Raw genomic sequence first — 19,083 nt, 5'->3', positions numbered from 1 at the left:
ACCGGGATACGAGGCAGAAACCAGAGCACGATGGATTTCGATCAGCAGAGATAAAACCGCCCAAATAAATTTCCCCCTTGCCTACAAACTTGGCTGCCAATTACAGCCAAGCTATTTCAGTATTATTGGAAAACACCTTAATTAAGCATTCTCTGCTTTTGCCTTCCAGTCCCTGCTATACAAAAGCTCATCTTTATTTAATTTAAGTACCGCCTTGTCATGCAAAATCCGCTCAGCCCTTCCCCCAAACTTGCCAGCCTCATCAAAAGACAAGAACACTTGCTTGCGCTTTACTGCCGCCAATATACGGAGGATATTTCGCGTGGCAGGCACTTCAATATTCTTGTAAATGACTGAATCATGAATGAGGAAAGGTAGCCCTGTCAGCGAAAGTACTGCCAGATCAAACCCAATCATCCCCGCATAAGCATTACCAGTCCCAGTATCGGTAGCAGACGTAAAACTGAAAGAACTTGCCCCCTTTATTCTCAGTTGAGGTGCATTACGATCACCCCCATACACCACTCTATTAAAATTAATAAGCCTGGAATTGATCTCTCGCTCAATTTCGGAAAATATTCTTATATAAATTGACTCCAGGCGCTCTTTAGATAATTTGGCGGCCGCACCAACAGCCTCTTTCTGATCGTAAAACCTATTTTCCTCAGATGCCTTATCAACGACATCCTTGAGTTCGAAGGCTCGGGCGAATAGATCATCAGGAGTGCCTTTAGACTCCAACGCCTGGTGTATTCTACCCTCAATCGAGCCAATCACAGAGCTAAGGCCATTCTCCTTGGCAGATAGCTCTGCCAACTCTTTCTTCAACTCCGCTCGAACCAGTCGACCTATATTTTGATGAAATGCCTCGACCTTCTCTAAACGTTGTATGTTGACGTCAGGAAAAAACTCTGCAACCAATGCAATATTTGCTACCACACCGGGTGTTACTCCTGAGATATCACGCTCAAGACGGTCTATTTTGGCACGCAGTACGCTCCGCTCATTGACGAGATCAATCTTCTGATGTTGTAGAGCGCGCAAGCCTTCATCAAATAATGCCTCATAGGCACTGAGCGCCCCAGTAAAGCCTTTCTTTAGCTCATCAATGACAACATTATTATTATGAATTACTCGCTGATTTTCTTTATATTTATTTTTACTGATCTTAGGAATTATCGCAGCAGTCATTGACTTGGATAAAAGAGCTTTTCTCTCGTTATGTGCCTCCAGAACAGAACGCTCCTCAAGAATATCTCCCGTCCTTCTGAACAGATCAATAAGCCGCTCAATACCTATGCGCGCAGGCTCTCTAATGTCGCCAGAGAAAGGCTGATCTGGGTCTAATGCTCCCTTGTGCCATATGCGGCTAAATGGACTGACAATCGATCGAAAGGAGCTAGCCAGACCATCAATGGCATATAACGACTTGAGCTTTCTACGATAGTCGTCTGTCGAGATATTCTCTATTACGTTGTAGCTCTTATCACAAATAGACACCATATCTGGAACAGCCGTAGATCGACTAAAATAGTGAGAAACCTGATTGAATATAAATTCAAATTTATAGCTATGATGCCCAAGCGCTTTAATTGTGCCGGTTTTATCCTCCAACAAGGAATCCCCACCCATAGCGAAATCCACTACAATTAACGCAGAAGACTTACCAATTGAATTTTTTGCATCATCGCTACCCAAAATAACATTTAGACCTGAATGAAAAGCAATCTCCTGGCGCTTGAATAGTGAGCAAATAACCTTAGCCAGCATAATTAATTACTCCTGACGCTGTGTCGACATCAAGTACTCCAAGAACGTAGAGGACATCAAGCGCATGCAGGAATTCTGAAACGTCTTGAAATTTACCAATTGTCCTTCCTAGCAATTCGGGCACAGTTTCATTTAAAGGCCTTTCCTCAAGAATCGCACGCATTTTAAAAATCGTAGATTCTTCAAGCCGTGTAAACTTAGTGGGCACTATCATCAGAACACCTCACAATTCTGAACAAAAAACGACACAAGCACCCTTGCCGCCATAATATCCCTTCCAGTCCTAAGACTGATCCACTTCGCAATACTGTTAAAAACAAAGTCTTTGCTATCTGGATTTTGCTGACTCATTAAAAGATAGTAAGTATTTATTTGATTCTGAAGAATGCGTATTACTGCTTGATCACGCTGCTCTATAAGCCGAATTTGGTTTCGTATTGAAACATAGAAGTCAACGGCATTATTTCGGATATCACGTTTCTGCAGAGGGCTAACGCCAATCAATTTTTTATCTAGAGAGGTGACATCTAGCTTAGTAATTTTTAGATCTTCAAATCCGCCCTGATCCTTACTTATAATGTCCAGTATCTCTTTTATCTCCTCATGAAGAACATACTGAGATGCCGTCTGCCTAGCCTCAGCCTCACTAAGATAATTTTTCTTTATAGCTAAAAGCTCCAAATACTCCTCTATCTTAAAGTCCTTGTCATATTTAGTGTGGCAAGAAGGGCAAAGGAGAATTAGATTTTCAAGTGCATTCAAATCAGGAGGAACAGGAAAATTGGCAAGTGCCTTTTTCTGCACGGGATTGGCATTTAGTGGATAAATATGAGCAATCTCATACCCTTTATTCAATTTTTTCGAACTGGCCTTCCTAAACATCATCGGTGACGTGCAAAGCGGACAAGCCCCTCCAGTTTCAGCATAAAGGATGCTCTGCTCATTACTGTCATACTTTATCCGTGGATGCGCCATCAACCTAAAATCCGTCAATTTTTTCAGATACTCAAACACAGCCTCAGATGGAATATCGCTGCAGAGGCTGTTTTGCTGGTTATTTATTAATGAGGCACAGTTGGTCGCATAGCGCGATGACATCCAAAGCTATAGAGGTAGCCTGCCCCTGAAAGTATATCGGTCACTTGAAGCTTGATATGTGGAGTCATAAGAATCCTGCTCATCCTTGAAACCTGTTTTGTAACTCAGCGGTTAACCCTTTCGGAAAAACGACCGCCCCGATGGCACCGAAAGCCAAGCCTGATGGTGGCTGAATGATAGCCTGCTGGCATTATCGTGGGTATATAGTTCGCCTTACCAAAACGTACGGATTCGTAAGGCATTAGATAGCGCGTAGGATGGGCTCAGGAGCGCCAGCGAATAGTCCACCAACAAAGCAAAAGGCGTACTGCTTCGCGAGTACGCCCTACAACGTTGGCCGATAGCAGCCACCTCACACCTTGCCCTCTCCTCCCCCCCCCGCGCTACAGTCCGCCCCGTCACGGTCAATCCCGTGACCGGGTGTGGTAACCCGTTTTGTCCGGGCGCGGTAGCGCCATAGTCGAGAGCAGGCGCTTTTTTTGTGCCTGCTGTTTTCTCGTGCATTTATGGCGGGCCGTGTGAGGCAGGCTTCGGCCTGGCCGGTTCCCTCGGACGCCGGTTTACCACCCTTGCACGGTCCGCCTCCATTCCGTGTGGTAACGGGTGGAACGCGGCTCCTTAAACGTTCGAGGAGCATAAGGAAAATGCACTATCCCCCTTTTACCCAAGGGCTCCGCCCTGGGCTGCTGGCTGTTGTGCCCACTTCCGTTTTGGAGGTGCTGCATGACCAAGTCTGAATCCGTCGTTATCCCCTTTCCTTCACCACGCAATCCATTGCACAGCTTTGTCGCGGACGAATGCCCGTTGCAGGCGGCGGCTGAGTATCGGGCGGCATTGTTAGCCAAGCTGTTACGGCGAATGCCAGAGCCGGAGTTGGCCAATAGCACCAATGCGCTGCTGAGCGAGTTGATCGTGCTTTACCGTCGGGCCATCGCTCAGGCATCCGGGAGGGCAGCCCATGATTGAACTGCAAAGGCACCTCACCCACCTGCCCGCCCATGACGGACAACCGCCTGCCAACTTCGGCTGGAACGCAGATTGCCAGGCGAGCTTCGGCCACGGTGTGCAAACCGCGCAAAACTGGCTGGACGACGCCAACAGCGGCTGGCTGTGGGCCAATCTGTTACTGGAGCGCCAGCTATACCCGCCGGGCGCACAGCGCCATGCGTTCGAACTGGGCTTTCTCAGCCGCATCCATCAACGCCTGTGCTCGCCGCTAGGCGGCGGGCATCAGGCGTTGCGTACGGAGTTGCGGTTGTAACGACTCAGGCGAGGGCATGCCCTCGCCTCTTCATGATCGTTCCCACGCTCTACCGCATCAAAAGCCACAACGGCCACTCCGCAAAGTGGATCACTCATTAAGCCTTTAATTGGATCAATACCTTGATCCTCTTGATTGTCTTAATTGAGCAGACCTTACCGACTCCCCCATCCACAAAGGGTACTGCTCTATGACTCGTCTGAATTGGTTTGAGGCTTCACCCGGTGCAGCCAAAGCACTGGGAGGGCTGCACCATTACGTCACCACCGGAACGAACCTGCCGCCTCAGCTCATACATCTCGTGTTCTTGCGGGCATCGCAAATCAATGGATGCGCGCACTGCATCGATATCCATTCGCGCGATCTGATCAAGGCAGGTATGTCGGTAGAAAAACTGGTGTTGGTGCCAGTCTGGCACGAAGCCGCGCATCTATTTTCCGACCAGGAACGTTCCGCCCTGGCCTGGACGGAAGAGGTGACCCTGGTCGGCGAAACGCATGTTTCCGACGAGGCTTACGCTGCGGCATCGTCTGCATTCACTCCGAAAGACCTGGTCGATCTTACGGCAGCTATCGCAGCCATGAACGCGTTCAACCGCATGGGTGTCAGCTTTCGCTTGAGCCCTGCTGCGAAGGCTTAAACCGAAAAAGGGCGGAGTCATTTAATCCGCCCCTCCCCAGTTGCCCTCGCTTAGACCACCGCAGCCGCCACCGCCCTGGAACGCCAGGCAAACCCCAGCACCATCAGCAGCCCAATCCCCGCCATCGCTGCACCGGCGAGGGAAATCGCCGGGTAGCCCAGCCCGACCTTGATCACCGCGCCGCCCAGCGCCGCGCCAATGGCGTTGCCCAGGTTGAAGGCGCCGATATTCACCGCCGAGGCCAGGTTGGGCGCGTCCTTGGCCGCCTCCATCACGCGCATCTGCAATGGCGGCACGATGGCGAAACTGGCGATGCCCCAGATCAGGATGGCCGCGGCGGCCGGCAGCGGCCAGCGCATCAGCACGGTGAAGGCCAGCAGCACCAGGATCAGCGCACTCAGCGAGACGATCAGGGTGCGGTCGACGGAGCGATCCGCCGCCTTGCCACCCCACATGTTGCCCAGCGTCAAGCCCACGCCGTACAACACCAGCATGGCGGTAATGAAGGCCGTCGAGGCATGCGTTTCGCTGCTGAGGATCGGCGCGATATAGGTGAATACGGTGAACATCGCACTCGAGCCAACCACAGTCAGCGCCAGCGCTGCCAGCACCGGGCCACGGCCCAGAACACGGATTTCAGCGAGTACGCCGTCGCGTTTGGGCAGCGGCACGTTGGGCAGCGCGAACCACAGCGAAACCATGGCCAGCACACCCAGGCCGGTTATGCCCCAGAACGCCGTGCGCCAACCGAAGGTTTCACCGAACCAGGCGGCCAGCGGCACACCGCCGATGGTCGCCAGGGTCAGACCCATGAACATTGCCGCTACCGCACCGGCACGTTTGTCCGGTGCGACCACGCTGGCGGCGACGATGGAGCCGACGCCGAAGAAGGCGCCGTGGTTGAGCGAGGTCACCACCCGGGCGATCAGCAGGCTGGTGTAATCAGTGGCCAACGCCGACATCAGGTTGCCCAGGGTGAAGATGGCCATCAGGCCGATCAGCAGGTAGCGCCGGGGAATTTTGCCGGTGGTCAGGGTCATCAACGGTGCGCCGAGCAGCACGCCAAGCGCATAGGCACTGACCAGCAGGCCGGCGGCAGGAATGGAAACGCCGAGATCGCTGGCGATGCCCGGCAACATGCCCATGGGAGCGAATTCGGTGACACCGATGCCGAAGGCACCGACGGCCAGTGCAACAAGGGGTGGATTGATACGCATGGAAGGCTCCTTATCTATGCCGCGAATGCTAGGATCCAAACCTCGAAGGCGGTAGATGGCTTTTTCGGCAAACACCTTTGCTTACGGAGCACAAATGGATTTCAACGGCAGGTCAGGCGAGATGCTCGTGTTCGCCAGCGTGGCTGAAGCAGGCAGCCTGTCGGCAGCGGCGCGCGCGCTGGGGCTGACGCCCTCGGCGGTCAGCCGCATCATTGCGCGTACCGAGCAGCGCCTCGGCACCCGCCTGTTGCTGCGCACTACGCGCGCGATCACCTTCACCGCCGAAGGCGAGGCCTATCTGCGCGGTGCTCGACGCATCCTCGCCGATATGGCCGAAGTCGAAGAGGCCATTACCGATCAGGGCGTGCCTCGGGGGCGCTTGCGCGTGAGTGCCGCCCTCGGCCATGGCCGCCTGGCCATCGTGCCGCTGGTGGCCGCCTTCAGCGTGCGCTATCCGAACATCACCGTCGATCTTTCCCTGGGCGATGAAGTGGTCGACATTCTCGGCGGCCAGGCCGATGTGGCCGTGCGCTTCGGCCACCTGCCCGACAGCCCGCTGACCGCGCGCCGCATTGGCGACACCGGTCAGGTGGTGGTGGCCTCCCCGGCTTATCTGGAGCGCCACGGCACGCCGCAGCAGCCGGAAGACCTACTGCAACACAACTGCCTGCGCTTCAACTTCCGCCGCGCCGAACCGAACTGGCCGTTCATCCGCGATGGCGAGGCGTTTTCCCTCAAGGTCAGCGGCAATATCGAATGCAGCAGCGGTGAGGCGCTGGCCCAGTTCGCCCGCATGGACGCCGGCATCGCGCGCATCGGCGAGTTCAGCGTCGCCGAGTATCTGCAACGTGGCGAGCTGGTGCCGCTGCTGCAAACCTTCAACCCCGGCGACCGCGAGCCGATTCATGCGGTATTCGTCGGCGGGTCGGCGATGCCGGCACGGGTGTGGGTGTTCGTGGATTTTCTGCTGGAACATCACCGGATGTGAGTGAGCAGTTTTCACGATAGATGGATCTGCCGCCTTTCCCGCTTTCCCGCTTTCCCAGCGGCAGCGAGCACCACGGCTGGAACCGTGCTAGGTCGCCTGAGAAGCTCTGCGTCACATATTCCCGGTGGCCATTCGATCAATACAGGCGGCACTCCCAATTAGAACGCGGGAGCGATCACCAGCTAACGATACCGCCCCGCCGCTTCCTGCACCTCGCCCGGCCTGTCGATAACGATTCGACTACGCAACCAGCTGGCGAACTCGGCTTCGTCGATGGAGCCTTCGGCCAGGCCGAGGTATTGCGGGTAAAGTTCGAGATCATCTGCCTGCAATCTACCGTTGTTGAGCTCGATGAAAACTTCACAAACCACAGCGGCGGTCCGTTTGTTGCCATCGACGAAGGGATGGTTGCGAGCCAGACCAAACGCCAGGCTGGCGGCGAGGTCGGCCAGGTCTGGTGCAGGTTCGCCATAGGTATGCAGTTGCTGCGGACGAGCCAGGGCCGAGTCGAGCAGGCCTTCGTCGCGTACGCCGCTGCCGCCACCATGTTCGACCAGTTGGCGGTCGTGAATGGCCAGGGCCAGCGCCTTGCCGATCCAGACGATCATGCTGCGATCCTCATTGCGCCAGTTTGTGCAACAGGGTGCGACGTTTGCGCATGACCTGCTCGGCTACTTCCATCTGCTCGGCCAGGGTGGGGTCGAATACGCTGAGCTTGAGGCCGTCCGGCGTTTCCAGCGCGTACAGCTCGTCACCTTTTTCCAGGCGCAGGCGTGCCAGTATTTCCTTGGGCAGGATGACACCGGCGGAATTGCCGATGGAGGTGATCTTGAGTTTCATGGCGGGAGTCTCCGAAATAACGTTATTACGGATGATATAACCGACGTCAACGACACGCAACGGAACCCTGCATCAGCCGTAGGGTGGATGTCGCTTTTCACATCCACCGGAGCGGTGGATCGGTAAAGCGTGATCCACCCTACGCAGGGATCAATGCCCCTGAGGGGCGGAAAGGAAGGTCGCCAACGGAATCAACGCGCCGCCATCGGCAGCCCCGCCAGCAGCTTGCCCGTCAGCTCATGCAACTTTTGCTGCTCGTCAGCCGTCAATCCTGCGAGCACGCGCTGCAGATTGGCCACATGGGCGCTCAGCATGCCGTCGATCAAATCGAACCCTGCTGGCGTCAGCGCCACCAGTACACCGCGTCGATCACTGGGGTGCTTGCGCCGCTCGATCAGCCCGGCCTTCTCCAGACGGTCGATGCGACTGGTCATGCCACCCGAGGAAATCATCGCGCTCTCATACAACGCGGTCGGCATCAGCGCATAGGGCTCGCCCGAACGACGCAGCGTGGCGAGCAGGTCGAACTCGCCGGCCTGCAAGCCATGCTCGGCGAAGAACGGTAGCAGATGGTCGCGGCTGATCACCTGACTCAATTCGCCCAGGCGACCGATGACCGCCATGGCGAAACCATCGAGATCGGGTCGTTGTTGCTGCCACTGCTCGGCGGCCAGTTGTGCACGGTCTTGCATGTCGCCCTCAATTTATCTTGCCATCAAGATACTTTTCAAAAAGAATGTCGCCATCGTAACGTATTCACGGCAAGGAGGCATCCGCATGTCAGGTTCGAATTCCCGCCCTCTACTGGCCCTCTCGCTATTATTCGCGATTGGCACTCTCATGGGACTGACCAGCAATCTGGTCAAGCTGGCTGGCAATGCCGGCTGGCAGCCGCTGGCATTTCTGCTGTGGAGCCTGCTGGGTGGCGGGCTCCTGCTGCTGCTGTTCGCCTGGTGGCGTGGCGAGCGGCCCGGTGTGAGCCTGCGACTGCAGCGCTACTACCTCGCCTCCGGGCTGCTCAGCATCACCCTGCCGAACGCACTGCTGTTCAGCTCCATCGGCCATGTCGGGGCTGGCTTCGCCTCGATGTGCCTGGCCTTCCCGCCGCTAATCACCTACTTGCTGGCCCTGGCCCTGCGCATGGAAGGACTCAGTCGTATCCGCCTGCTGGGCATCTGCATCGGCCTGGTCGGCAGCCTTATCCTGGCGCTTGGCAAGCTCAACAGCGGTGATAGCCCGGTCCTGTGGATCATGGCCGCGCTCTGTGTGCCGGTGTTTCTGGCATTCGGCAATATCTACCGCGCCCGCTACTGGCCAAGCGACGCCACGCCGCTATCCCTGGCGCCAGGCATGTTGCTCGGTGGCGCCTTGCTACTGACGCTCGCGGCCTTGTTCGGCGTCGACTTCTCGCCATACCTCGACAGCGCACCGGCTGTCGGTCTGCTGGTCGCGCAAATGGTCCTGTTCGCCGGGGTCTATGCCCTGTTCTTCATCCTGCAGAACCTGGCCGGCACGGTGTTTCTGAGCCAAATCGGTTCGGTTGCGGCAATCACCGGTGCGGCCATCGCCATCGGTCTGCTCGGTGAACAGGGCAGCCTGAGCATGGTACTGGCTGCCCTGTGCATTGTCGCCGGGGTGCTGCTGGTAGCCTGGCGCGGCGCAAAGGGGGCACGGGCATGAAGCGCGAAGGTCTGCTGTTACTCGCCATCACCTTGCTCGGCCTGAACCTACGTCCGGCCCTGGCCTCAGTCGGCCCGCTGCTGGATCTCATCCAGCTGGATACCGGGCTGGATCACGTCGGCGCCAGCCTGCTGACCAGCCTGCCGGTGGTGATCATGGGGCTGGGCGCCCTGGCCGCTGTCCTGCTGCGTCAGCGCCTTGGCGAACGCAACGGGATTCTGCTCGGCGTACTGCTGATCGCCGCTGCCTGCTTATTGCGTGGCCTGCTGCCCGACGCCGCTGCGCTGGTCGGTAGCGCCCTGTTGGCCGGCGCCGGTATCGCGTTCGTGCAGGCGCTGCTGCCCGGTCTGATCAAGTCACGCTTCGCCGCGGACAGCGGTCGCCTGATCGGCTTCTACAGTTGCGCGATCATGGCGGGCGCTGCTTTCGGTGCGGCACTCACGCCCTGGCTGGCTCAGATGCTGGGTTGGCCGTGGGCACTGGCCAGTTGGGCAGTGCCCGCCGTGCTGGCTGCAGCACTATGGCGGCGGGCCGCGCCCAGCAGTGCGGAGGCGGCCTCCAGCGCTGCGGCGCCTCTGGATACCTGGCGCTCTCCGAGGGCCTGGCTATTGATGAGTTTCTTCGGCGTTGGCACGGCCGGCTACACCCTGGTGCTGGCCTGGCTGCCGCCCTATTACACGGCGCTGGGCTGGAGCGCTCAGTCCAGCGGCCTGCTGCTGGCCGCGCTGACCGCCTGCGAGGTCGTGGCCGGCCTGCTGGTATCGAGCCTGTTGCCACGCTGCCCGGATCGGCGCGTGCTGCTGGCGGTGGTATTGCTGTCGCTGCTGGCCGGTCTGCTGGGGTTGATGCTTGCGCCCCTGCAATGGGTGGTGCCGATCTGCCTGCTGCTGGGCGTTGGTATCGGCGCGCTGTTTCCACTCTCGCTGGTGGTGGCTCAGGATCATCTGGATGACCCACGTCAGACCGGCGACCTGCTGGCCTTCGTGCAAGGCGGCGGTTATCTGATCGCGGCAACGGCGCCATTTCTGGCGGGCCTGCTGCGCCAGTACACCAACGATCTGCGTCTGAGCTGGCTGGCCATGGCTGCTGCCACCCTGCTGCTGGCGGCAATGGCCACACGTTTCAGCCCAGGCAGTGGCCACTTCCGGCTGCGCACTGCCTGAACCTTTCAGCGGCGCTCGTAGCGCCGCTGAATGCGCGCCAACTCACCGCTGCGGCGCAGCTGCTGCAGCGCGGCCGACCAGGCAGCCACGACGCGATCATCGCTGTCGCGGCTGAAGGCGATATAGAGCGATGAGCGATACAGCTCGATGGGAATTCGCCGCAGTACGCCGTCAGCAATGCCCAGCTGGCGGCTGTAATAGGTCACGCCGGCATCAGTGTCGCCGACGATGACATCGGTGCGCCCGGCCAACAGCATGAGGTAGAGCTGCTCGCTGGCGGTCACACTCTTGTCGAGATTGCGAAAACCCAGCGACTGCAGCATCGCCGGTACCAGGCCGGCGTGCCGCGTGGTGATCTGCGGCGCACGCAGCAACTGCTCGAGAGAGCTTATCGGCCGCTGCGTATCCGCCAGTTGGTAGGGATGAATGGACTCCTCGACTATCGGCCCGACCCACTTGTACAGCGCCTCGCGCTCCTCGGTGCGGAACATCGAGTACATGATGGTCTTGGGTCGCGTCTGCAATACCCGCGTGGTACGCATGCTGGGCAGCAGCACCATCTCGAAGTCGTCACCGGTCAAGGCCATGATCGCCCGGACCACATCGGTGGACATGCCGACCAGCCGCTCACCCTCGAGATAGTTGTAAGGCGCCCACTCTTCAGTCACGACCTGATAGGGCTCGGCGCTGGCCAGGCGGCCGAACAACAGGCAACACATCACTGCGGCGAGTATTGGATGCTTCACGTGTTCAGCCTGGCAAGAAGTGGGGTGTTACGCACCGCGAAGCACAAGCATAGCGGTTGCCGGACGACTGACCTCAAACCTCTGCAGAGTGGCATGGCGCTATCGGTCTAATCCAGAACCTTGTGCAGGTAGAGCATGCACAGCGCGGCCAGCCCCACCGGCAGCAGATGCCACAGATGACTGGCCAGCGGCGAGTCGCTGACATAGAAATAGATCAGCAGCGCACAGGTAATCAGGCTGGCAACAGGCGGCACCAGCAGAGCGAAGGTCGCCAGGCGCGTATGAAAGGGGCTGAGGTCGTTGCGATTGGCAATGGCGGCACCACTGAAGATGGCCAGCATGCCCAGAAAGAACGCCAGACAGAACTGGCCGAATACATTGAAGATCAATGCGCTTAGCGACATGCAGAACACTCCTTGTCGAATGGACTCCTTGTTTACCTCGCTGCGCTGGCGCACCTTGCAAGCACCGCAGCCGGAGAGCCGCAGTATCCATCATTGCAGTCGACCTCGTCTTGATCCTGTCGACAGATTGACTCAGCGCGCCTCCATGGCCTGCCAGCCGCCGCCCAGTGCACGATAGAGGTCGACCAGCGCCAGTGACGCCGCGGCAGCGCTGTCGACACGCTCGGCCTGGTTGGCCAGCAGGGCGTTCTGCACACTCAGCACGTTGAGAAAGTCCACCGCGCCCTGGGCATACTGCTGCTCGGCACTTTCCAGTGCTGCGTGGCTCTGCTCCACCGCCACTTCCAGGCTGGCCTGCCGCCGCTGTTGCGCCTGATAGGCGATCAATGCGTCATCCACCTCATGCCAGGCCAGCAGTACCGTCTTGCGGTAGGCGATGGCCGCCTCCTGCTGGCGAGCCTCCCGCAGTTGCAGGTTGCCACGCAGGCGCCCGCCGTCGAACAGCGGCAGGCTCAGCGACGGTCCGAAGGCAAAGCGCCGCGCATCCCAGCCCAAGCCGCCGAGTTGCAGCGCCTGGAAGCCGGCATCGCCAGACAGAGTGATACGTGGGTAGAAATCGCTTTCCGCAACGCCTATCTCTGCCGTCGCAGCATGCAGGGCGGCCTCTGCCCGCCGCACATCCGGGCGCCGCTCGGCCAGCTCGCTCGGCAAGCCGACCGGTACGCGCGCCGGCCCCGTCGGCATGGCAGGGACTGCCGCGCTGGCCAGATCCTGCTTGAGACTCTGCGGTGGCTGGGCCAGCAGCAGACTCAAGGCGTTGATCAGCTGCGCCTCACGTTGCTGCAACGGCGGCAGGCGCGCCTCGATGGCGGCGACCTGCGCAGCCGACTCGGCGACCTCCAACTGGGTTGCCACCCCCTCGTTGAGCCGCGCCTGGTTGAGCACATGGCTGCGCCGGGCAATCTCCAGGCTCTGCCGAGTGATACCCAAGGCGTTCTGCGTGGCCCGCAGTTGGATGTAGTTGCGGGCGGTATCGGCCAGCACCGCCAGCAGCACATCGCGCTGCGCCTGCTGCGCGACCAGCACGCTGGCATCGGCGGCTTCCACCTCACGACGCACACGCCCCCACAGATCGAGCTCCCAGGCCGCACTCAAACCACCCTGCCAGAGGTTATAGGCCGCGCGCCCGGCATTGCCGGATGGGTCGTTCAAACCTTCCTGACTGTTGCGTGCACGGCTGTAACCCGCTCCGGCCGAAAGGTCGGGCGACTGCCCGGCAGCGACGACACCGCGCGCGGCACGGCTCTGCTCGAGGCGGCTGAAAGCGCTGCGCACATCCAGATTTTCCTTGGCGGCACGCTCTATCAGCGTGCTCAACTGTGGGTCGCCAAAGCTGTCCCACCAGCGTGGATCGATGGCCGTGGGCGTCGCCTCGCTGCGCACACTGGAGCTGTCCGGCAATTGCCAGCTGTCGCTCAGACCGGACTGCGGCCTGACGAAATCCGGGCCGACACTGCAGGCACCGAGGCTCAGGCTAGCCAGCACCATCAAGACTTGCGCACGCATCTCAGTTCACCCCGGCCAGCGCTTCAGGGCGCTGGCGCGTATCGATACTGGCCTCCACCGACATGCCGACACGCAGATGCCCGAGCAGAGGCTGTCCGGCATCGAGCACGATCTTCACCGGAATACGCTGCACCACCTTGGTGAAGTTGCCGGTGGCGTTATCCGGCGCCACCGCAGCGAAGGTCACACCGGTGGCCGGCGCCACGCTCTGCACATGACCGCGCAGGGTTTCACCGGGAAAGGTGTCCACCGCAACGCTCACTGCCTGACCGGGACGCACATGGGTCAGCTGGGTTTCCTGGAAGTTGGCCACCACATAGGCATCCGCCAGCGGCACCACCGCCAGCAGGCGCTCACCGGGGCTGACAAACGCGCCGACGCGCAGTGCGCGATGGCCGATCATGCCGTCCATCGGCGCACGCAACTCGGTATGCGACAGATCCAGCTCGGCGCGCGCCTGCGCCGCCTGTGCGCCCTCCAGCGCTGCCAGCGCAGCATCGCGCTGCGCAGTGAGAATGTCCACCTGCTGACGGGCAGCGACCAGTGCGGCCGAGTGCTCGCCTTGGCGGGCGCGCTGAATGTCGAAGCGGCTCTGCGCCAGCTGTGAATTCTGCAGCGTACCGGCGCCCTGCCCGGCCAGATGCCGATAGCGCTCCAGCTCGTGACGGGCAAAGACCATCTCGGCCTGATCCGCCTCGACCAGCGCCGCTGCCTGGGCGATCAGCGACTGCTGACGATCGAGCGTGGCCTGAGCATTGGCGCGCTGCGCCTCGGCACTGGCCACGGCAGCCCGCGCACCTTCCAGCGCCGTGCGGTAGTCACGGTCATCGATACGCGCCAGCAGCTGGCCAGCCGTGACACGCTGATTGTCCTCTACCAGCACCTCGCTGATGAACCCAGAAACCTTGGGGGCTATCAGAGAGTAGTCGGCACTGACGAAGGCGTCGTTGGTGCTCTGCTCGGTGCGCTCAGCGAACAGCAACTGCCAGGCGCCCCAGACGATCAGGCCGGCAATCGGCAAGCCAATCAGCAAGGTGGGTTTGCGAAATGTAGTCATGCTCTTGTCCATCGGTCAGCTGGCCGCACGCGGCGGGAATATCCGCGTGGGCACGAAAGGAATGATCAGGATTAAGGCGAACGCCAGCACAGCGGCGCACAGGTAGAGATCGGCATAGGTCAGCACCATGGCCTGCTCGTGCAGACGGTGGGCAATGCCGGTGAGGCTGCTCTGCGGCAGCAGCGGCTGGTTGCCAAGGCGGTCGACCAGCTGCGTGGAATGCAGGTGCAGGCGATGAGTGGTGAGCAGACCGAGAACACCGGTGGCCAGTGCCCCGGAGAACCCGCGCACGGTATTGAACCAGGCCGAAGCAAACGGCCCCTCTACGGGCTGCACCACGCCAGTGGCGAGAATCAACAGCGGCAGTACCGCCATTGGCTGGCCGAACACCAACAGCAACTGGATCAGCAGAAAGTCGTCACGAATCCACGCCGAGGTCAATTGCGTACCAAGCAGTGCCGCACTGCCGAGCAGCGCCAGTCCGAATGCCAGCACCCAGCGGCAATCCACCTGACGGATATTGCATAGCGCAGCCGTCAACGGCAGCGCGAGCAGCTGCGGCAGCGCCACCCAGAGCAGCATCGGCGCAGTCTGCAGCGGCCGATAGCCTTGCAACTGGGCCAGATAAGCGGCTGGAACCTGACTTAGCGACTGACTGACCAGCAGCACCCCGGCAAGGGTGAACAGGGAAAAACTCAGGTTGCGCAGCTTGAGCATCTGCAGCTTGAAGAACGGCACCGGATGGAACCATTCATTGATCAAAAACAGCACCAGCAATACCCCGCCGCCACCGAGTAGCACGGTGATCAGCGGCGAGTTGAACCAGTCGAGCATCTCGCCCTGCAGCAGCCCCACCACCAGCATGGCGATCGCCGGGAAACCCAATAGCAGACCGCGCCAGTTGAAGTGCTGGAAACGTTCCAGACGCAATGGGTCCTGCGGGATGCCCCAGGCCACCGCAGCCATGGCGATCAGGCTACCGGGAATGATCTGCCAGAAGGCCCAGCGCCAGCCGACGAACTCCACCCAGAACGCAGCCAAAGGCGTCGCCAGGTTCGGCCCGAAGGTGGCGGTCAGAGCATATGCGCCCAAACCGTAGACCTTGATATTGGCTGGCAGAAAACGCAGCGCCACGGTCATCAGCATCGGCGGCAAGGCGCCGCCAGCCAGCCCCTGCAGTACACGCAGGAACATCAGCACGCGCTCGTTGGGCGCCAGCGGCGAGAGCAGCCCCAGCAGCATCAGCGCGGCGATGGCGCAGAGGGTGAAGCGGCGCAGCGACAGCGTCACCGCGAACCACGGGGCAAACGCCATGGCGCACACCGTCGGCGCAGAGTACAGGGCCAACAGCCAGGAACCCTCGTCGTGGCCAATGCCCATGGCGCCGCGGATGTCCATCAGGGCAATCCGCGTGACGTTCTCATTGAAGCCGGACACCAGCACCGCGAGCAGCACACCGAGCAAGCCGACGATGATGCGCAGACCGAAAGGCGCGGCGACAGGAGCGTGCCGGGCGGGGCTGGCAGTCACCGAAGAGGCATGGGCCGACGCAGGCGCGTTCACGGTGACGCACCACTGTCAGCGAAGAGGGAAAACATCAGGAAACATCCGGTAACGTGTCGAATACCGGCAAAGTGTAAGCAAGCGAACAATTGCAGAAAATTGCAATGTTTCTAATTAATCATTGCGCCTGGCGCAATCGTTGTCAGCCCTGCGGATTCTCCTCGCAGCAGCGCTTGATCAACCCACGCAGCCAGCGATGGGCAAGGTCGTTATCAAAGCGCGGATGCCAGGACTGATGCACCCGCACCGGAGACAGTGGCAGAGGAATCTCGAAGCTGCGCAGCGCCAGCTCCAGTTCGCGACAGATCGCTACCATCGGGTTGGGCATCGGCAGAATCAGGTCCGAGCTGCGCAGCGCCAGCACTGCCGAAAAGAAACTTGGCGACACGGCCACTACACGTCGGGCCAGCCCCTGGCGCTCTAGCGCCGTATCGATCGGGCCGCGCACCAGACCACGACGTGACACACTGACCTGGTCGAACGAGGCAAACCGTTCGGCGTTGATCACCTCGCTGAAAATGGGGTGATCCGCGCGCGCCAGGCCGACGAAACGACTCATGAACAGCCCCTGCTGTTTGATTTCCGGCAGCATCCGCGCCGACGCACCGACAGCCAGATCGATACGCCCGGCGCGCAGGGCATCGTCGTCGTCATCGACTTCCGGGACGAAGCGCAGGGTGACATTGGGTGCCTGCGCACGCACCAGGTCGACCAGACGCCCGCCGTAACAGACCAGAAAGATGTCGTTGGTGCGGATGTTGAATTCGCGCACCAGACTACCCAGCTCGACATCGCTGGAGCGAAACACGCTCCCCGCCTGCTCCACCAGATCGCGCACCTGCTCACGCAACTCCAGCGCCCGCGGCGTGGGCACCAGGCCACGACCGGCACGCACCAGAATCGGGTCGCCGATGGCCTCGCGAATACGCGTCAGGGTGCGGCTCATGGCCGGCGCACTGAGGTGCATGCGCCGCGCCGCGCCGGCGACGCTGCCTTCATCGAGCAGGATGTCGAGCGCGACCAGCAGGTTGAGATCTGGTAATTGCATCAGCCACACGCCTCAGGTTGATTCATGCATGTGGCGCACAGTCTATGCGCCTGTCGCCCGGCGCGACAGGCTTGTGCAATTCAGACGCGGAACTGGGCGACCAACCCTTGCAGGCGCCCGCCCAAGCCATCGAGATCACGCGCGGTCTGCGCGCCCTGCGCGGCATCGCTGGCCACTTCATCCACCGCAACGGCAATCTGATGCACGCTGCGATTGATCTCCTCGGCCACGGCGGTCTGTTCCTCGGCCGCGCTGGCGATCTGGGCGTTCATCGAGTTGATGGTGCCAATCAGCACCGCGATGCTGTCCAGCGACTCGCCGGCATGGGTGGCCTGCTCGCGCGTGCTGTCGCCCATCTGACTGGCACGTCGCATGGCCGCAACGGCCTCTTCGGTGGCGCTCTGCAAGCGGTCGATCATGCTCTGAATCTCGCAGGTGCTCTGCTGGGTGCGGCTTGCCAATGCCCGTACCTCGTCCGCCACCACGGCAAAACCACGCCCCGCCTCACCGGCCCGCGCAGCCTCGATAGCGGCGTTGAGCGCCAGCAGGTTGGTCTGGTCGGCAATGGCGCGAATCACTTCCAGTACGCTGACGATGCCCTGAACGTCCTGGCGCAGGCTGTCGAGCGACTCGCTGCTGGTACGTACCTCGCCCACCAGGTCGTGGATCTGCGTCACGCTGGTGTCGACTACACGCTTGGCCGCCTGGCCTTGCTGATCGGTCTCGCGCGCCGCCTCTGCCGCACGCTGCGCACTTTCCGCGACCTCATGGGCAGCGGCAGACATTTCATTGATGGCCGTGGCGACCTGATCGGTCTCGTGACGCTGTCCTGCCATGGCGTGTTCGGAGCGCTGCGCCTGGCTGGACACCGCACCCACCAGACCGGAGAGCTGCTCGGTAGTGCCGGATACCTGCTGCACCAGTACGTGGATTTTGGCCACGAAGGCATTGAACGCGCTTGCCAGCTCACCCAACTCGTCCCGACTGGTAACCGGCAGGCGTTGCGTCAGATCGCCCTCGCCCGCCGCCATGTCGTCGAGCTTGTCCCTGATCAACTGCACCGGTCGGGTGATCGAGGCAGCCAGTGGCAGGGCAAGCAAGGCCAGCACCACCAGCAAACCAATAGCCGAGCCCAGCATCACTAGCAGGAGTTGGTCGATACTCTGCTGGAATTCGCCACGCGCGGCCTGTACATCACGCTCTACGCCATCGAGATTGACCGAGGTGCCAAACACCATCTTCCATTTCGGCAGGTACTGGGAATAGCCGACCTTCGGTACCTGGACCTTGCCGTCACCCAGCACGAAGCTGTAGTCGACGTAGTGGCTGCTATCCATGCCTGCGCGCACCAGCTCACGAATGGCATACACACCGTTGGGATCACGAAAACCGCTGAAGTCCTCACCGATGCGATCGTCGGTATTGCCCTGCAGCACGCGGCGAATGGACGTGTCATAACCCCAGAAATAGCCATCGGCGCCATAGGACAGACGTTTGAGCACCGCCACGGCCTGCTCGCGCGCACCCATGTCGCCATCGGCGGAGGCCTGGTAGATCGGTTCGATCGCCTTCACCGCCAACTGCACGTACTGCTCAATCTCGCTCTTGCGATCCGCCACCAGCTTGGCTCGGGTCTGCTGTTCCTGCTGCCCGGCGAGGTTGCCGAGCACCAGCATGGCGATGGAGCTGAGCAGCAAGGTCAACAGACAGATGGGGCCAAGGGCCAGCAACAACACTTTGGTGCGCAAACGCAAACGAGCGATCATGATCCAGAGACCTAGCAGTTTGATGTTATCGGGCCGGCATATTGCCAATATGGTGACGCCAAAAAAATAGAGAAATGCAAAAACTGGTCTGACCAGCTTCGTCTTATAAAGAAATAAATATGCCCACTTCGGTCACGGAGTGTCTGACCCGGATCAATAGTCATGTGACTGCTACGCAACGCTGCCCGGCAGAGCGGATCGCTCTCGCAGCATCTGGCACCAGGAATGACGAGCAACAAAAAATCGCCGGGCGCGATTTTTGACATCGCGGCTCGG

At 60.0% G+C, this 19,083-nt stretch carries 20 protein-coding genes; 6 read left to right on the top strand and 14 right to left on the bottom strand.

The features are described 5' to 3' along the window. Nucleotides 1-141: 141 nt before the first annotated feature. The 3 genes from ACJRW5_RS12550 to ACJRW5_RS12540 are packed head-to-tail and all read right to left on the bottom strand — an operon-like array spanning nt 142 to nt 2,868. Complete coding sequence (locus ACJRW5_RS12550) at nt 142-1,770, bottom strand: DUF2326 domain-containing protein (RefSeq protein WP_484570834.1); 1,629 nt, start codon at nt 1,768-1,770, stop codon at nt 142-144. Then, nucleotides 1,760-1,984, bottom strand: a complete 225-nt coding sequence (locus tag ACJRW5_RS12545; protein WP_484570833.1) for an ABC-three component system middle component 7 — start codon at nt 1,982-1,984, stop codon at nt 1,760-1,762. The genes ACJRW5_RS12550 and ACJRW5_RS12545 overlap by 11 nt, the downstream gene beginning before the upstream one ends. Beyond that, complete coding sequence (locus ACJRW5_RS12540; RefSeq protein ID WP_484570832.1) at nt 1,984-2,868, bottom strand: ABC-three component system protein; 885 nt, start codon at nt 2,866-2,868, stop codon at nt 1,984-1,986. The genes ACJRW5_RS12545 and ACJRW5_RS12540 overlap by 1 nt, the downstream gene beginning before the upstream one ends. A gap of 723 nt (nt 2,869-3,591) precedes the next feature. Here ACJRW5_RS12540 and ACJRW5_RS12535 point away from each other — a divergent pair. From ACJRW5_RS12535 to ACJRW5_RS12525, 3 genes are all read left to right on the top strand, one after another. Further along, nucleotides 3,592-3,834 (top strand): hypothetical protein, encoded by a 243-nt coding sequence (locus ACJRW5_RS12535; RefSeq protein WP_119690966.1) that lies wholly within the window; start codon nt 3,592-3,594, stop codon nt 3,832-3,834. Continuing rightward, the gene (locus ACJRW5_RS12530) at nt 3,827-4,129 is read left to right on the top strand and encodes a LasR-specific antiactivator QslA (RefSeq protein WP_484570831.1); all 303 of its coding nucleotides are present in this window, start codon (nt 3,827-3,829) and stop codon (nt 4,127-4,129) included. Before ACJRW5_RS12535 ends, ACJRW5_RS12530 begins: the two co-directional genes overlap by 8 nt. Nucleotides 4,130-4,319: 190 nt before the next feature. Continuing rightward, a complete protein-coding gene (locus ACJRW5_RS12525; protein WP_484570830.1) occupies nt 4,320-4,769 on the top strand; it encodes a carboxymuconolactone decarboxylase family protein in 450 nt (149 codons plus the stop codon). A gap of 50 nt (nt 4,770-4,819) precedes the next feature. On the opposite strand, the gene ACJRW5_RS12520 is transcribed toward ACJRW5_RS12525, so the two are convergent. Further along, on the bottom strand, nt 4,820-5,986 hold the full coding sequence (locus tag ACJRW5_RS12520) for an MFS transporter (RefSeq protein WP_484570829.1): 1,167 nt from the start codon (nt 5,984-5,986) through the stop codon (nt 4,820-4,822). 94 nt (nt 5,987-6,080) lie between these two features. Here ACJRW5_RS12520 and ACJRW5_RS12515 point away from each other — a divergent pair, with 94 nt between their 5' ends. Next, nucleotides 6,081-6,974: a LysR family transcriptional regulator gene (locus tag ACJRW5_RS12515; protein ID WP_484570828.1), complete on the top strand. Its 894-nt coding sequence runs from the start codon at nt 6,081-6,083 to the stop codon at nt 6,972-6,974. 182 nt (nt 6,975-7,156) lie between these two features. Here ACJRW5_RS12515 and ACJRW5_RS12510 read toward each other — a convergent pair whose 3' ends face one another. The 3 genes from ACJRW5_RS12510 to ACJRW5_RS12500 all read right to left on the bottom strand — a co-directional run bounded on the left by ACJRW5_RS12510 (nt 7,157) and on the right by ACJRW5_RS12500 (nt 8,506). Beyond that, nucleotides 7,157-7,582, bottom strand: a complete 426-nt coding sequence (locus ACJRW5_RS12510) for a type II toxin-antitoxin system death-on-curing family toxin (RefSeq protein ID WP_484570827.1) — start codon at nt 7,580-7,582, stop codon at nt 7,157-7,159. A gap of 10 nt (nt 7,583-7,592) precedes the next feature. Beyond that, on the bottom strand, nt 7,593-7,814 hold the full coding sequence (locus ACJRW5_RS12505) for an AbrB/MazE/SpoVT family DNA-binding domain-containing protein (protein ID WP_193681471.1): 222 nt from the start codon (nt 7,812-7,814) through the stop codon (nt 7,593-7,595). Nucleotides 7,815-8,005: 191 nt separating this feature from the next. Continuing rightward, complete coding sequence (locus tag ACJRW5_RS12500) at nt 8,006-8,506, bottom strand: MarR family winged helix-turn-helix transcriptional regulator (RefSeq protein ID WP_484570826.1); 501 nt, start codon at nt 8,504-8,506, stop codon at nt 8,006-8,008. Between the two features lie 85 nt (nt 8,507-8,591). On the opposite strand from ACJRW5_RS12500, the gene ACJRW5_RS12495 reads away from it, so the two are divergent. After that, nucleotides 8,592-9,494 (top strand): DMT family transporter, encoded by a 903-nt coding sequence (locus ACJRW5_RS12495; protein WP_484570825.1) that lies wholly within the window; start codon nt 8,592-8,594, stop codon nt 9,492-9,494. Then, nucleotides 9,491-10,657: an MFS transporter gene (locus tag ACJRW5_RS12490; protein WP_484570824.1), complete on the top strand. Its 1,167-nt coding sequence runs from the start codon at nt 9,491-9,493 to the stop codon at nt 10,655-10,657. The genes ACJRW5_RS12495 and ACJRW5_RS12490 overlap by 4 nt, the downstream gene beginning before the upstream one ends. Before the next feature lie 5 nt (nt 10,658-10,662). Here the strand turns inward: ACJRW5_RS12490 and ACJRW5_RS12485 are convergent, their stop codons facing one another. The 7 genes from ACJRW5_RS12485 to ACJRW5_RS12455 all read right to left on the bottom strand — a co-directional run bounded on the left by ACJRW5_RS12485 (nt 10,663) and on the right by ACJRW5_RS12455 (nt 18,807). Further along, nucleotides 10,663-11,376 (bottom strand): substrate-binding periplasmic protein, encoded by a 714-nt coding sequence (locus tag ACJRW5_RS12485; protein ID WP_484570882.1) that lies wholly within the window; start codon nt 11,374-11,376, stop codon nt 10,663-10,665. Between the two features lie 134 nt (nt 11,377-11,510). Further along, a complete protein-coding gene (locus ACJRW5_RS12480) occupies nt 11,511-11,807 on the bottom strand; it encodes a hypothetical protein (protein WP_484570823.1) in 297 nt (98 codons plus the stop codon). Nucleotides 11,808-11,939: 132 nt separating this feature from the next. Beyond that, nucleotides 11,940-13,373 carry an efflux transporter outer membrane subunit gene (locus ACJRW5_RS12475; RefSeq protein ID WP_484570822.1) on the bottom strand — a complete coding sequence of 478 codons (1,434 nt, stop codon included), beginning with the start codon at nt 13,371-13,373 and terminating at the stop codon, nt 11,940-11,942. 1 nt (nt 13,374) lies between these two features. Further along, a complete protein-coding gene (locus ACJRW5_RS12470; RefSeq protein ID WP_484570821.1) occupies nt 13,375-14,430 on the bottom strand; it encodes an HlyD family secretion protein in 1,056 nt (351 codons plus the stop codon). Between the two features lie 15 nt (nt 14,431-14,445). Continuing rightward, nucleotides 14,446-15,993, bottom strand: coding sequence for an MFS transporter (locus ACJRW5_RS12465; protein ID WP_484570820.1), 1,548 nt, complete (start codon nt 15,991-15,993; stop codon nt 14,446-14,448). 142 nt (nt 15,994-16,135) lie between these two features. Then, nucleotides 16,136-17,041, bottom strand: coding sequence for a LysR family transcriptional regulator (locus ACJRW5_RS12460; protein ID WP_484570819.1), 906 nt, complete (start codon nt 17,039-17,041; stop codon nt 16,136-16,138). 80 nt (nt 17,042-17,121) lie between these two features. Next, nucleotides 17,122-18,807 carry a methyl-accepting chemotaxis protein gene (locus tag ACJRW5_RS12455; protein ID WP_484570818.1) on the bottom strand — a complete coding sequence of 562 codons (1,686 nt, stop codon included), beginning with the start codon at nt 18,805-18,807 and terminating at the stop codon, nt 17,122-17,124. Nucleotides 18,808-19,083 lie beyond the last annotated feature (276 nt).

Origin of the sequence: Pseudomonas pichavaramensis (assembly GCF_050473265.1) — a bacterium.
Lineage (GTDB): Bacteria > Pseudomonadota > Gammaproteobacteria > Pseudomonadales > Pseudomonadaceae > Aquipseudomonas.
Note: the sequence above shows the minus strand (reverse complement) of the source record. Positions and strands in the feature narration are given on the sequence as shown.